The following is a 12,954-nucleotide window of genomic DNA, read 5'->3' as shown; positions in this document are numbered from 1 at the left end:
ATGAATTTTCAGCATATATTTAATCAAGCTCCTGAAGTTGAAGCCAGCGCACCAGGACGTGTTAACTTACTAGGAGAACATACCGATTACAACGATGGCTTTGTGTTGCCCACTGCCATTCCGCAGCAAACAGTCGTATCGTTAGGATTCAGCGCTGACAATCAGTACCACTTTTATTCACAAGAACTGTCTCAGCGGGTTAATATTGCATTCTCTGATCCTATTCCTGAAGGTTTTGCTAGCTATTTATGGGGCTGTATTTGCGTCCTACAATCCAAAGGATTTTTAATTCCACCCCTCAATGTTTTTGTGACCTCAACTGTGCCAATTGGCTCTGGTCTTTCTAGCAGTGCGGCTTTAGAAGTGGCGATGTTAAGAGGATTGCGATCGCTACTGAACCTTAGCTTAGATGATGTTTGCATTGCCCAAATTGCTCAACAAGCCGAACGTCAATATGCTGGAGTGCAGTGCGGCATTATGGATCAAATGGCGTCCAGTTTGGCAGATACCCAGCACTTGCTATTTCTTGACACTCGATCGCTCGATCGCAAAATTCTACCTATTCCTGCCGACTCTGAAATCCTAGTGATGGACAGCGGTATTCCCCGTACTTTAGCAGGAAGCGGCTATAATCAGCGACGAGAAGAATGTGAAGCAGCCGCTAAACTGCTAAATGTTTTAGCACTAAGAGATGTTAGTATCATAGAAGCGATCGCTAATTTGCCTGCTCCTCTCCAACAACGAGCACGTCATGTTATCACTGAAAACAACCGTGTTTTAACTGCTCAAAACGGTGTTAGTGCAAAACAGTTTGGCGAACTAATGAATGCCTCTCATATCAGCTTACGAGACGACTATGAAGTCTCGATTGCTGGACTCGATACCCTGGTTGATATTCTTCAAGCACTACCTAATGTATTTGGTGCAAGAATGACGGGAGCCGGATTTGGCGGAGCTTGTGTCGCGCTCGTTGCTGAAGGAAAGGCTGAGGCGATCGCACAACAGGCGATCGCTGAGTACAACCTTAGGGGATATTGCGGGCAGGTTTTAGTCCCCATGGTACACATGCGATGATACGGACTCGCCCAGGTATGTGCTCAACGCCTTACGGCATCAAAGGTTCGCTCACAAGAACTACTGGGAACTGAAGAACCCTGAAGGCATGTGCTCAACGCCTTACGGCATCAAAGGTTCGCTCACAAGCTCGAATTCTTCAAGGCGAAAATCAAATCGTGTCTTGTGCTCAACGCCTTACGGCATCAAAGGTTCGCTCACCATTACGGAAGAGCGGGCTTGTACGCAGTTTTTACGTGGTGCTCAACGCCTTACGGCATCAAAGGTTAGCTCACACGGTCACCGACGCTCCAGCTTTCCTGAAATCCTCGTGCTCAACGCCTTACGGCATCAAAGGTTCGCTCACTACAGGATGAACAGGGGCTACTCAGGGTAGATATGGTGCTCAACGCCTTACGGCATCAAAGGTTCGCTCACAACTGCCGTGACTTAACAATACTTGGATAATTCAACGTGCTCAACGCCTTACGGCATCAAAGGTTCGCTCACAGGGGGCGATCGCCAGTGGCAAGAAGCCTGCTGAAATGTGCTCAACGCCTTACGGCATCAAAGGTTCGCTCACAGGAGCAACCGTGTAAAGTGTGTGCCACTGAACTTGTGCTCAACGCCTTACGGCATCAAAGGTTCGCTCACAAGCATTGCGAACGATCGCGGACTCCTGATAGAGGTGTGCTCAACGCCTTACGGCATCAAAGGTTCGCTCACCAACCCGATAGGGGCGATCGGCGATGAAGAAGTACTGTGCTCAACGCCTTACGGCATCAAAGGTTCGCTCACATCCATCAGGGTAGCGCGATCGCAATTTCTGTAGATTGTGCTCAACGCCTTACGGCATCAAAGGTTCGCTCACAAAGAACTACTGGGAACTGAAGAACCCTGAAGGCATGTGCTCAACGCCTTACGGCATCAAAGGTTCGCTCACCTGGAGAAGTCGCCGCCATCAAGGCGATGGGCTTGAAGTGCTCAACGCCTTACGGCATCAAAGGTTCGCTCACAAAGAGGCTGCGACAGTCCTCAGTATCGATATTCCTGTGCTCAACGCCTTACGGCATCAAAGGTTCGCTCACATTTAATTATTGAGGGAGGACTACGTTTTTATCAAGCTGTGCTCAACGCCTTACGGCATCAAAGGTTCGCTCACTCGCTTAAGCTGCTAACACAAAAAACTAATACAGAGCGTGCTCAACGCCTTACGGCATCAAAGGTTCGCTCACGGCGCAAAACCTAATCCCTCAGGCGATTCCTTAAAGTGCTCAACGCCTTACGGCATCAAAGGTTCGCTCACTTTTCTTTGTCATCAATTAATTCAAGTAATATCTCCAAGTGCTCAACGCCTTACGGCATCAAAGGTTCGCTCACCGAACGAAGAACAAAAAAAAGTAATTCACGGATTAGTTGTGCTCAACGCCTTACGGCATCAAAGGTTCGCTCACTCACGGCTTAAAACTCGAATATAAAGGTGCTGAAATAAGTGCTCAACGCCTTACGGCATCAAAGGTTCGCTCACGAGGGTGTTTTTCCCAATCACTTTAGCCATTGGGAGGGTGCTCAACGCCTTACGGCATCAAAGGTTCGCTCACGATCCATGGTTTTATTTTAACACCAATACAATACCTGGGTGCTCAACGCCTTACGGCATCAAAGGTTCGCTCACAAAATTTCTTTGGCTAGTACATAGCATACTACACACAGTGCTCAACGCCTTACGGCATCAAAGGTTCGCTCACTTCATCGTCGTTAAAAGGCGTATTCAATGAATTTAACGTGCTCAACGCCTTACGGCATCAAAGGTTCGCTCACTGATTGCCCTCCTTATTAATTCCGTAGCCCAAAATATGGTGCTCAACGCCTTACGGCATCAAAGGTTCGCTCACGTTTCTTCTATGGAAGTATTAGAAACAGACGGGTAGTGCTCAACGCCTTACGGCATCAAAGGTTCGCTCACCAGTCACGGGATGACCCGCGATTAAATCCCCGACGTGGTGCTCAACGCCTTACGGCATCAAAGGTTCGCTCACGCGATCGTCCAACCGCTCTGCATCTGTCCGATCGCCCTGTGCTCAACGCCTTACGGCATCAAAGGTTCGCTCACGGAGCTTTGCGAATTGATGTGGGTGCCGTTCAAAGGTGCTCAACGCCTTACGGCATCAAAGGTTCGCTCACTGAAGGTCAGCCGCGTCGGGTTGAGATCCCCGCCAGTGCTCAACGCCTTACGGCATCAAAGGTTCGCTCACGGTAATGAAACGCGATACGCAACTATCTGCCAAGAGATGTGCTCAACGCCTTACGGCATCAAAGGTTCGCTCACTCCCCCTTGGAATACTTGCCCTGATTCCCTAGCTTGTGCTCAACGCCTTACGGCATCAAAGGTTCGCTCACATTTCTTCTTGGGCATCAGCCTGAGCCGCTTTCGCGTGCTCAACGCCTTACGGCATCAAAGGTTCGCTCACTAAAAACCTATGACACCTTCAAGCCTGGTGACATGTGCTCAACGCCTTACGGCATCAAAGGTTCGCTCACTTCGGCGGAGAGGGAGCCTTGGGAGAGAATCTTCCTGTGCTCAACGCCTTACGGCATCAAAGGTTCGCTCACTTTTTAAGCGATACTCCGTTACATTTCCAGGGTACAGTGCTCAACGCCTTACGGCATCAAAGGTTCGCTCACACTTCTAGGGGCTTAACCCCAGAAACCGCATCGAGTGCTCAACGCCTTACGGCATCAAAGGTTCGCTCACGGCGATCATCAAAACCTCCATGGCAGAATACTCCCTAGCAGGTTCTGCAAGAATCTTATCGCAGTTTGGAAATAACGGGGGTAATCCCACTTGAAAATTGATAAAGCATCCATACAAACTCTATAAAAACCTTTCCTCGCAGGAGGTTTTAAGGAACACAAGCACCACTACAACCATAATAAACCTTCAACCCTAGCCTCTGTAAGGGATATGAGAATCAACTGTCCTTCACATCTGTCTCATCCACAGATCCCTGCTTAAACCAATCGATACCCCACATCATTGACCACCCAGGCACTGGGACGATTACACTTCTCTACACGCTCTACACAACGATGACATAACCCTGCTAACAACAAACTATCTTCCACCTCCAAAATTTGCTCTAACTCCCATCGCAACTTCTCCCGATCGCGCTGAGTCAACCGACACCGAAAAATCGACAATTGTACAGATTCTCCATAACCCTGTAAAAGTTTATAAGCCTTCCTCCATCGCTTCGGATCGCGAATGTCATAGCAAATCAAATACCAGTTCTGAGACTCTCCCATGGCTAACAATTCCTCTGATTACAGTTCGTTCACCCCTCAACGCAAAATCAACTGCGCAAACAATCCCCCCTCCCCCGACCACTCTTTCTCCAATAACCGCACCTCTAATTCCAACAAGCGTCGATATGTCAACGAATAGCCCGTCATCGGATGCTTCCAAGTTTCCTCCTTGCGGCGTTCATACAAACTTACAAACTTTCGTCGCCCACTGTCACTGAGCCACACTTGCTCACCCCGCACCGTAAAATCCGCATCCACGTCCCACTGCCCCCGATTCACCGAACCCATAATCGGCAAGTCAACCAACGGCACCCGAAAAATTTCCATCAAATCCAACGCCAACGGCGGCGCTTGCGTCCGAGGCTGATGATAAAAGCCCAAGGCAGGCTCCAATCCCACCACCAACACTGCATTCATGACATCTTTTAACAACAGCGCATAGCCAAAACTCAACAGCGCATTAAATCGATCTTTGGGTGGACGGCGATTCCGATGCTTAAACCGCAGTGCCGTATCAACTTGTTCAGAAATCAGTTCAGGCAGCGCCCCAAAATACAGTGCCGCTAAATTCCCCTCAAATTCCAACAGGGACTCCAGAGATTTTGCACTCGTCACTTGCTTTAGCACCGCTTTCATCTGAGCGATCGCCTCTACCAGCTTCTCAGGAATCTCTGCCATTCCCCGCTGCCCCCGCATCAAAAACTTCCGCTGACCCTTTCCTCGGCAAACGACCAGCCGTCGTGCTAGAGCTAAACAAGTCTCCGGATTACTCAACGCCCCATACTGCCGAATCCGCCGCTGAATGCTCCCTTGCCGACGATCCAAACTTCCTAAATAGCGTCCTCCACCTGACACAAAATGCACCCCAATATCTTGAGATGCACAAAAATAAAGCGCCTGAGTCGAAATCTGCGAATAACTATGAAGCACGACCTGTCCGACCTGTCGAGCCGCCACCTTTTCATCAGGTTGATCTCGACGCTTAATCTTAATTTGCTCCCCCGTTTTACCCACACTCGTTCCTGGTTCCAGCACATGCAAAATTAAGCGATCGTCATCTTCTGGAAACAATCGTACAGGCTGCCACTCCTTATCATGAGCTAACCGAGCCTCCTCTGGTAAACAAACAGGCGACAGAGAACAACGCGCGCACATCCGCTCATTCTCGGTTACAGGTGGACGATGAGTGGATAAGCTAAGTTCTCTTGCACGCGCGATCGCCTCTCGCACATCCGCCTTCCCTGCCTCATTCAACGGCACATGAACCATCGTATTATCTGCGTGATAACGAATCCGACCTTCTTGAACCGGAATGCCCAGCGCCATTTCAATCAAGTACGCATAGGCAAGAATTTGGAGGCGATCGCTTGCCCATGCCTGGGGCTGCTGATTGTCATCGCGATGACAACGACCGCGCTTATGCTCATAGGGAATTGTTTGTCCATCGCGCGATCGTAATGCATCCACTCGTCCTCGCAGCCCTAGCTCAGCGTTCTCCAAAAATAGATCTTCCCATTCCTCATCCTCTTTTTTCTCCAAATCTACATGCAGCCTTCGCCCTGCAAATACCGCAGCATCTTGTGTGTACAGTTCCTCCACCTCTTCGAGATAAAATAAACGCGGACAGTACGCAAACGCATGAAGTGCTGAGACTCGAAGAGTCGGAACAGATTCGTGAACAGTAGAAAAACTAAATGGTTCAATAGTGGTCACGGTGTCTCCAGTAAAAGTTAACTGATTCCACCATGCGTGACTAATCCTGCAAAATAGCTTCCGCGTACAAAATTACTATTTTTCCGCTAAAAAATCTTTGGGAGATAGAATCTGAATTCTAGAAAACTTTCTTAAAACTAATAAATCTTGATCACCTGTAGCAATTAAATCTGCATGACCTGAAACGGCTGAGGCGACGATGATGGCATCTTTAGGGTCACGCAAACCCGAAACTTTTAATATCTCAATACGGACAACTGTCATCACTTGCTGGACAATTAACATGACAGAATCAGCAGCTATTTCCAACTGCTTTAATCGTTTTTGCAGCTTAGGTCGCTGCAATGTTTTTTGCAATTCATCTAGAATTTCCTCTGAGCCGATCGCTTCGATCTCAACCTGTTCCACGAGTTGAAGAATTTGGTCAGGGACTCCACCCCACAGCAGTCTTGATAACTAGATATTCGTATCCAAGACGACGCGCATAAGCTTAGCTTTGCTGATGAACGTCGTGAACGATCTGGCTGAGTTCTTCCAATGTTGGCTCCTCAGGATCGGTGCCTAAAGCTTTTACCTTGGCTCTAATGTCAGCGATCGCCATTGGCTTCTGCACCTTTTTTAGCAAAATTGTGTCGTCTGTCTGCCACACCAAGTACTCATCCCCCGGTTGCAGGGTTGCCTGAATCTCTGGAGGGAGGGCGATCGCGCGATCGGATGTGACAAATACAACGGGGGTTGAAGCCATGGTCATATCGTGAGTGGGCTGACCGCAGGAAACTCCAAAGGTTCTCCTGCGGCTCTAAATATAACGTCGATTTGGGTTCATTGCCTGCGGCTAAGTCTAGCTGGATCTCTCCCAATAGCGCGCGCCTCTTACTTACTCTCCGTCTTTGTTTTCTTCTTTTCAGGTTTTTCAGGCTCAATGGGTGGAACAATACTGACCCAACAATCATCAGTCAGGTCATGGTTGAATGAAAATCGCTGAAACGTACCCTGTGTTGTTTGGCGATTAATCCAAACGGGTAAACCAACTAATCCACGCCGATCCTTCATCAACCAGCGAACCATACCATCTGTTTCACGATAGCGTCGCACTCCGTTCAGCATCGCCCAAGACTCCCCTAAACTTAGTCCCCCAAATCGAGTAATTTGTTCTGGTGTCGATAGTGCGATCGCCACTCGCTCTATCAACTTCACTGTTGCAGCTTCATTACTCGAATCGATACGTACAACAAATTGCACGTCCGTTAGAAGTTCATGATGATTTGGCTTAGAAAACTGGCTAGAAGGGTAGGTTCCTAGATGCTTGACACTAAATTTATGATGACGCTGCTTGCGAACAATGCGAGAAATTGGTGGATCATTACCAATGATACCGATCGCCAACTTCACCCCTGCATGAGCTAGCATATTCACTTCGCCTACGAGCGATAGCAGCAGTCCATAAACTGTTGATGGTGGTGGATAGCGATAGGTTTCCTTAAAGTCTCGTGCAAAGCTTCTAGGAAAGCTTGTGCAGGGGCAATCCAAGTAGAGCTGCATTAAACCTTCACTCCTGATTTTAGAGAGTCCTTGGCAAGGGCGATCGCCTCTTTCACACCGCGACAAACTTTCACACCTAGTTTTTCTAATTGTTCGCGGTAGAGGACGTTATCAGAAATTTCACCACCCACAATTAGTTCATCAGCTTTTACATCACCCACTTCTACCAAACGGACTAAGCGCGTACAACCAACCCCATCCCCAACCCGCTTGAAGCAATCCATAATCCAAGGGCTAGGATCTTCAGTGATGCGAATGGCGATTGATTCAGGACGGAAATCAAACAGAAAACGTGAATGGTTGCCACCCACATGACGGACTGCAGAGATTGCATTGAGGGCTGCGATCGCCCGCTTAGGATCTTTCAGACTCTCTGGAGTCAGTGCAATAGTGTACTGATAAGCTGTGCAATGGACTTCCGTACTGTGAATCGAGGTATTGTTTTTCTCACCTCCTTTAGATCCAAACGCTATATCACCCCAGTAAGAATCAAGGCTAATGGCACGGCTGACTTCCAAAGCACCTCGCCGCTTGGTTGTCGCATCTTTATTGTCCTTACCTTTCTTGGCATCCATGTAGCCAAACAAATCATCATCAATAAAGTCTTTGGCGCTGAATCGTTCATTCTTAAGCGTGTACTTATCCGTATCCGAGTTAAATGTTCGATTCGTTGCGGCTTCATCACTATTCTGAAAGAATTCACGCAGTCCCCAACGAATCGCCTCAGCGCTGACAGTGGTATATTGGTCACTGCCACGAGTGATTTTTTGTAGAGTTGAAAGAGTGCTGCCATCGCCTTCACCTCGGTTATTGGCAGCAACGGCGGTGGGAGTAACAACGGTAATGAAAAGATGTTGAGACATGATTTTAGTTCCTCGATAGTAGTGTCAAATTAGACGGTTGGATTATTTAACGGTCATTTCAAAAAATTCAGCTTCAGACTCAGAAAGAGATTCAATCGGAACCTCTTGCCCATCTAATGCATCGCCTTTTTTACTGGTATAGGTAGCGATCGCCAGTAGGGTTAGATCTCTAGCCTGTCGCCAGTTTTCGCCATGCAGCCATTGATAAACCTCTAAACCAACCCCACGAGATGACTTGCTCCGAAACTGACTCAAGAAATCAACCAATGCTGTAGCAAAGTCCTGTTGTGTGCTCGGTCGCTGCATTCGGTAAATTACTTTATCTGTAACCTGACCATAATCCAACTTGCGTCCTTGCTTTTGTGCCTGAACAATCTGTCTCCACAGGTAAACACTAAATGCACCCTGTACCGTATCAAATAGCGTCTTCTCTTTATCAGCCAATGTATCAGTCATTTTGACAAGTCCTCCACGTTCATACATTTCATTCCGTTTGTGAAATTCAAAAAAACCTGCGAACCAAGACTTTCCAGCCACCAAGTTGTCGCAGATCCAGGGCAATACTTTGGAAATCGCTAGCCAGGTTTCTCCTTTGTCAGTTTGTTTCACCCTGGCTGGGAAGAACTGAACAGCAGCATCGTATAGCTCAAGAACTCTGTCTTTAACTTCAATCCGATAAACCGCTTGTTTGAGATAAGACTGATTCGCATCCCAGGTTTGTTTACCTAGTTGATAGACCTCGCAGTAATTGACCCGTTCCAACTTGGCATCTTCTAAAAACTTTTCTTGAAGCAGAAAATGCAAAGCTGACTCTCCAGATCCACTACTACGGAAGTTGCGGTAGGTTCGCCCAGAAAATTCTCGACGACGATTCACCCATTGTTTAAGATTCATCACCTCTGGAATCACAACCGCCGATCGGAAATTTGGTAGTCTGTAATAGCCACAAGCCAACGGCAGAAACAGTAATGCCAAAAACCCTTCAGCAGATTCTTGATAGGCTCCATTCACGAAGCATTCGACCAATCCAGGTAAATGATGACCCTTAAGGGAAATCTCTTCTTTGAACAAACCCTTGCTATTAAAGGCTTCCTTGAGATCGCCCGTGTAGTAACAACTCAGTAAAGGGCGAAATTCAACCTTAATTTCTGGCTGTCCTTCATCAATCGTGAATGTCTTGGCTACTGCTGTTTCATCACGAGTCCGCTGTTTGCTATGTTGCAGAAATGACGCTGTAACCCCTTCTGTGAAGGTATAGCCACCTTGATCATCCAGCTTGAGCGCAGGAACATCGAGATAGCCACCTTTTGTCACTTGATAAGTCTTATCCAAAAGCCATTTGACGACTTCGCGATCGCTCCCCTCCCAAGCCAACTTCACCGAATCTTCCGTCACATCCCAAGTTAGCGGTGCATCCTTTAGATCGAGCACTGACAGAGCCAATGCCAATCCAGCAATACCCGCCCGATGGGGAAGCAATGTATTTGGATCAAAAATCGATAGCGTAAATTCAGACATGATTTATTTCACCTCCTGAGCACCAATATGTTTGCAATAACGCCATTCCTCTTTTGGTGCAATCAGATAGCCTTTTTTATGCCGCTCCCAATGAGTCGTTTTCTTAGCCTTTAACGGCACCGCACATCGCGCCAAATCACTTGCTTTCGCCACCTCCCAATTTTTCTTGTCCACCTCTAGCAACGCTGTCACGGTGTACCCTGCCTCCCGTAAAGCCGCCGGATAGGTTCGCCACTTCCCATCCAGCAGCACCATGCGAGTCTTGAGGGTTCCCTGATCAGTGGACTGCTCTAACCAAGCCGCAAGCTGTGCCTGATTTACATCCCCACTGTGTTCTTGAATCAACTGTTCACCCTGATTGAGATCTGCGTCCTCATAGGGATAGCGACTTTCAGGAGGATAGAACAGGGCATCTAGCGATCGCCCACAATGCTGCCGATTCAACCGCCCTAATCGCTGAATTAGCCCCGCCGGATCAGCAATCTGCGTCACTAACAATGTTGCCGACAAATCTAAAGACATCTCTGCAACTTGAGTGGCGATCGCTAAAATGGGTCGATTCTGTCGAAACCCATCCACAACCCTGCGGTGATGCCCCACCCGATCTTCATAACGGAAGCGACTGTGATATAGCACAGCATTCAGATTGCGGCGCTGGGCTTCTTGATAGACCGCGATCGCCACATTCACCTGATTGCATACCCATAACACTTTGCCGCCTTCTGCAATCTCCGTTTCAACCCGTTCCCAATCTGGCTTTTCTACCAAATGGAATCGATAGCGCGGCTTCTCCTCCAGATCTTGAGATCCCTGAACAATCTCAACTTTTTCGCCTACTGCTGCCGCGATTGCCTGAATCTGCCAAGGCAAAAATGACGCAGACATCAATAACATTGGAGCTTTAACCCACTTGAGAAATCGTAGTAACGCTCCGAAAAGTGCATCATCATAGCAATGCACCTCATCGAAAACGAAAGCTGCTTGGGCGATCGCTGGAAAGCAGTACATCGGACGACGATTACATTGCAACAACCCCAGTACTGTATCCACAGTGCAAACACTCACTTTTGGACCCCAAGCCTTGAAAGAATCGAGTTTTATTCCTGCTTCATTCTCATAAGACAAGGGAATCAGTTTGCCAGTCGCTTCATCAAAGATCAATTCAGCCCCGTTAACTCCCTCCTCTCCCGTTGCCGCCATCTCTAAATCAACCGCAGCACGAGAATGAAGTAAAACTGATTCGACCTCATCCTGAACATAGTCCAGAAACCCCTCAGTACTTGTGCCTGTGGTGGGATAACAGAAAAAGAGCTTACGACCTACCGCATGAGTTTTTGCCCAGTTGTAAGCACCTAGAGTTTTTCCAGTACCACAACCTGCTCTAGCCAGGGTAACGCGCTGCCTAGGCGCTCCCAAAGCTACTTGGAAAGGGCGAAGCTCATTGTGCTCACGTCTAGCATCAATTACTTTTTGCAAATCCTCGATCGTTAACCGTTGCTCTAGTTCCTTCACCATCCAATCCTGAAGATTAATACAGGATTGACCCGAAGCAGACCCGATCGAATCGCCCGCAATCAGCAACGACTTCACCACAGCTAATAAAGCTTCATTGGGTTCCCATTCAGCAAACGCTTCGTCAAGAATCTGAAGGCGCTTCTGCTTAACCATCTGGACATCCCAATAAGACTTGATTCCCATAACCTTGAGGTGCTTAGGCAATCCAAAATTTTGCATCCCATACCGAATGAGTTTCTTGAAATAGGGATGTTTGACATACCAATGAATTCCTAGTTCTCCTGAACCATCACGAAAATCACCAAACTCACCCGTATCCTTACCCTGCTTGCCGCCAAGTTTCAAATGATGTCCACCTGCTGCTGCTAAAGCAATCATAAAATCAGCGTTAGGACATTGCTGAAGCCACTCACGAAAATCCCAAGCAATCAATGTCGAAGCCACCTCATGACGAATCATCTGCGGATGCTGCATCGGATTACGTCGATACTGCGGATCTAATGCTTTCAGATCATTTCGCACCACCATCTGGAAATGATCATTGGCTTTGCCCCAATCATGGAGGTATGCGGCTAACCGAGCTGTCGCCCGTAGTTCCTCAAAACCGCAAGTTAAGCCAAACTGTGGAATCAAAAAATCCTTGAGCGTGTCTACCAGAATTGTCACCGACTGCACGACCGCCGCCGTATGACCGACTAAGTGACAACTACCATTCCAATCCGCATTTCCTGGCATCGACGACTTTGCCAGTAGGATATCTGGCTTTAACTGAGGAGGCATTGCATTAGGCTGCATTATTTTCCTCCTTATAAGGATAAAACCAACCACATCCAAAGTGCTGCCGTCCACCCAAGCCATGCCATTGCAGTTTCAGGGAGTCTTCCTCACTCAAGCCCTCAACAACAATGCTATAGCCCACAATTTTTTTCTCTTTGATCTGCAATGTTCGTCGCGCCAAATTCCCATTGTCATCACTAGGAATAAATGTAGACTGCCCTTTAATCTCTAGACGCTCCAATCCTTTTTGACAAGACTTCAGGAAGTAACGAGGCACTTCTGGATGATCGATCGCCTCCAGCTTAAAAGTTACCATCCTCGCTTTGAGCGTTTCAGAAGCTTTGGGCAAGGTCAAACGCGGTCGCGCCAGTCGAATCTTGTGCCCCCGAATATTGAGTTCCTGATTTTGCAACAGTCGATACCAAGTCTGCACCTGATCGGCTGGACACCGAAGTCGAAGACGCGATCGCTGATGCAGATATATCTTGCCTTCTCGATTCGGCACACCTGGCACGCTACAGAGCTTCACATCTGCCGGAATATTCTGTGGCTCGATCTCGGCTTTCTGCAAAACCTGTTTCACCGCAGAATACAGCGCATAGCCATGATCAGCAGGTAAAGTCTTTGTCGTCCCTTCGATCGCAAACTGAATCTCTAAAAAGTTCAT

Annotated in this window: 10 protein-coding genes and 1 CRISPR repeat array; of the genes, 1 reads left to right on the top strand and 9 read right to left on the bottom strand. The window is 47.9% G+C overall.

All coding sequences use genetic code 11. The features are described from left to right. A complete protein-coding gene (gene galK, locus KME11_21035) occupies positions 1 to 1,074 on the top strand; it encodes a galactokinase (GenBank protein MBW4517697.1) in 1,074 nt (357 codons plus the stop codon). Between the two features lie 19 nt (positions 1,075 to 1,093). Continuing rightward, positions 1,094 to 3,808: direct repeats of the CRISPR family, unit length 36 nt; unit sequence GTGCTCAACGCCTTACGGCATCAAAGGTTCGCTCAC. Positions 3,809 to 4,065: 257 nt separating this feature from the next. Here galK and cas2 read toward each other — a convergent pair. The 9 genes from cas2 to cas6 all read right to left on the bottom strand — a co-directional run bounded on the left by cas2 (position 4,066) and on the right by cas6 (position 12,954). Next, on the bottom strand, positions 4,066 to 4,359 hold the full coding sequence (gene cas2 / locus KME11_21030; protein MBW4517696.1) for a CRISPR-associated endonuclease Cas2: 294 nt from the start codon (positions 4,357 to 4,359) through the stop codon (positions 4,066 to 4,068). Between the two features lie 36 nt (positions 4,360 to 4,395). Continuing rightward, a complete protein-coding gene (gene cas1 / locus KME11_21025; protein MBW4517695.1) occupies positions 4,396 to 6,063 on the bottom strand; it encodes a type I-MYXAN CRISPR-associated endonuclease Cas1 in 1,668 nt (555 codons plus the stop codon). Positions 6,064 to 6,147: 84 nt separating this feature from the next. Then, positions 6,148 to 6,519 carry a putative toxin-antitoxin system toxin component, PIN family gene (locus tag KME11_21020; GenBank protein ID MBW4517694.1) on the bottom strand — a complete coding sequence of 124 codons (372 nt, stop codon included), beginning with the start codon at positions 6,517 to 6,519 and terminating at the stop codon, positions 6,148 to 6,150. 43 nt (positions 6,520 to 6,562) lie between these two features. Next, entirely contained in the window at positions 6,563 to 6,817 is a 255-nt protein-coding gene (locus KME11_21015) for a hypothetical protein (protein ID MBW4517693.1), read from the bottom strand. A gap of 128 nt (positions 6,818 to 6,945) precedes the next feature. Further along, positions 6,946 to 7,614 carry a CRISPR-associated protein Cas5 gene (gene cas5, locus KME11_21010; protein MBW4517692.1) on the bottom strand — a complete coding sequence of 223 codons (669 nt, stop codon included), beginning with the start codon at positions 7,612 to 7,614 and terminating at the stop codon, positions 6,946 to 6,948. Further along, positions 7,614 to 8,477 carry a type I-B CRISPR-associated protein Cas7/Cst2/DevR gene (gene cas7i / locus KME11_21005; GenBank protein MBW4517691.1) on the bottom strand — a complete coding sequence of 288 codons (864 nt, stop codon included), beginning with the start codon at positions 8,475 to 8,477 and terminating at the stop codon, positions 7,614 to 7,616. Before cas7i ends, cas5 begins: the two co-directional genes overlap by 1 nt. A 42-nt stretch (positions 8,478 to 8,519) precedes the next feature. Next, entirely contained in the window at positions 8,520 to 9,995 is a 1,476-nt protein-coding gene (cas8a1, locus tag KME11_21000) for a type I-MYXAN CRISPR-associated Cas8a1/Cmx1 (protein ID MBW4517690.1), read from the bottom strand. A gap of 3 nt (positions 9,996 to 9,998) precedes the next feature. Continuing rightward, positions 9,999 to 12,290, bottom strand: a complete 2,292-nt coding sequence (gene cas3, locus KME11_20995; protein ID MBW4517689.1) for a CRISPR-associated helicase Cas3' — start codon at positions 12,288 to 12,290, stop codon at positions 9,999 to 10,001. A gap of 4 nt (positions 12,291 to 12,294) precedes the next feature. Further along, complete coding sequence (cas6, locus tag KME11_20990) at positions 12,295 to 12,954, bottom strand: type I-MYXAN CRISPR-associated protein Cas6/Cmx6 (GenBank protein MBW4517688.1); 660 nt, start codon at positions 12,952 to 12,954, stop codon at positions 12,295 to 12,297.

The sequence above is a fragment of the Timaviella obliquedivisa GSE-PSE-MK23-08B genome (assembly GCA_019358855.1).
Classification (GTDB): domain Bacteria; phylum Cyanobacteriota; class Cyanobacteriia; order Elainellales; family Elainellaceae; genus Timaviella; species Timaviella obliquedivisa.
The sequence above is the reverse complement of the archived record's forward strand: the minus strand, read 5'-3'. Positions and strand labels throughout refer to the sequence as shown.

What these genes read in the sequence shown, in the direction of transcription:
- galK (MBW4517697.1), top strand. Translation starts at nt 1, where the DNA reads ATGAATTTTCAGCATATATTTAATCAAGCTCCTGAAGTTGAAGCCAGC.
- cas2 (MBW4517696.1), bottom strand. Translation starts at nt 4,359, where the DNA reads ATGGGAGAGTCTCAGAACTGGTATTTGATTTGCTATGACATTCGCGAT.
- KME11_21015 (MBW4517693.1), bottom strand. Translation starts at nt 6,817, where the DNA reads ATGGCTTCAACCCCCGTTGTATTTGTCACATCCGATCGCGCGATCGCC.
- cas5 (MBW4517692.1), bottom strand. Translation starts at nt 7,614, where the DNA reads ATGCAGCTCTACTTGGATTGCCCCTGCACAAGCTTTCCTAGAAGCTTT.
- cas7i (MBW4517691.1), bottom strand. Translation starts at nt 8,477, where the DNA reads ATGTCTCAACATCTTTTCATTACCGTTGTTACTCCCACCGCCGTTGCT.
- cas8a1 (MBW4517690.1), bottom strand. Translation starts at nt 9,995, where the DNA reads ATGTCTGAATTTACGCTATCGATTTTTGATCCAAATACATTGCTTCCC.
- cas3 (MBW4517689.1), bottom strand. Translation starts at nt 12,290, where the DNA reads ATGCCTCCTCAGTTAAAGCCAGATATCCTACTGGCAAAGTCGTCGATG.
- cas6 (MBW4517688.1), bottom strand. Translation starts at nt 12,954, where the DNA reads ATGAACTTTTTAGAGATTCAGTTTGCGATCGAAGGGACGACAAAGACT.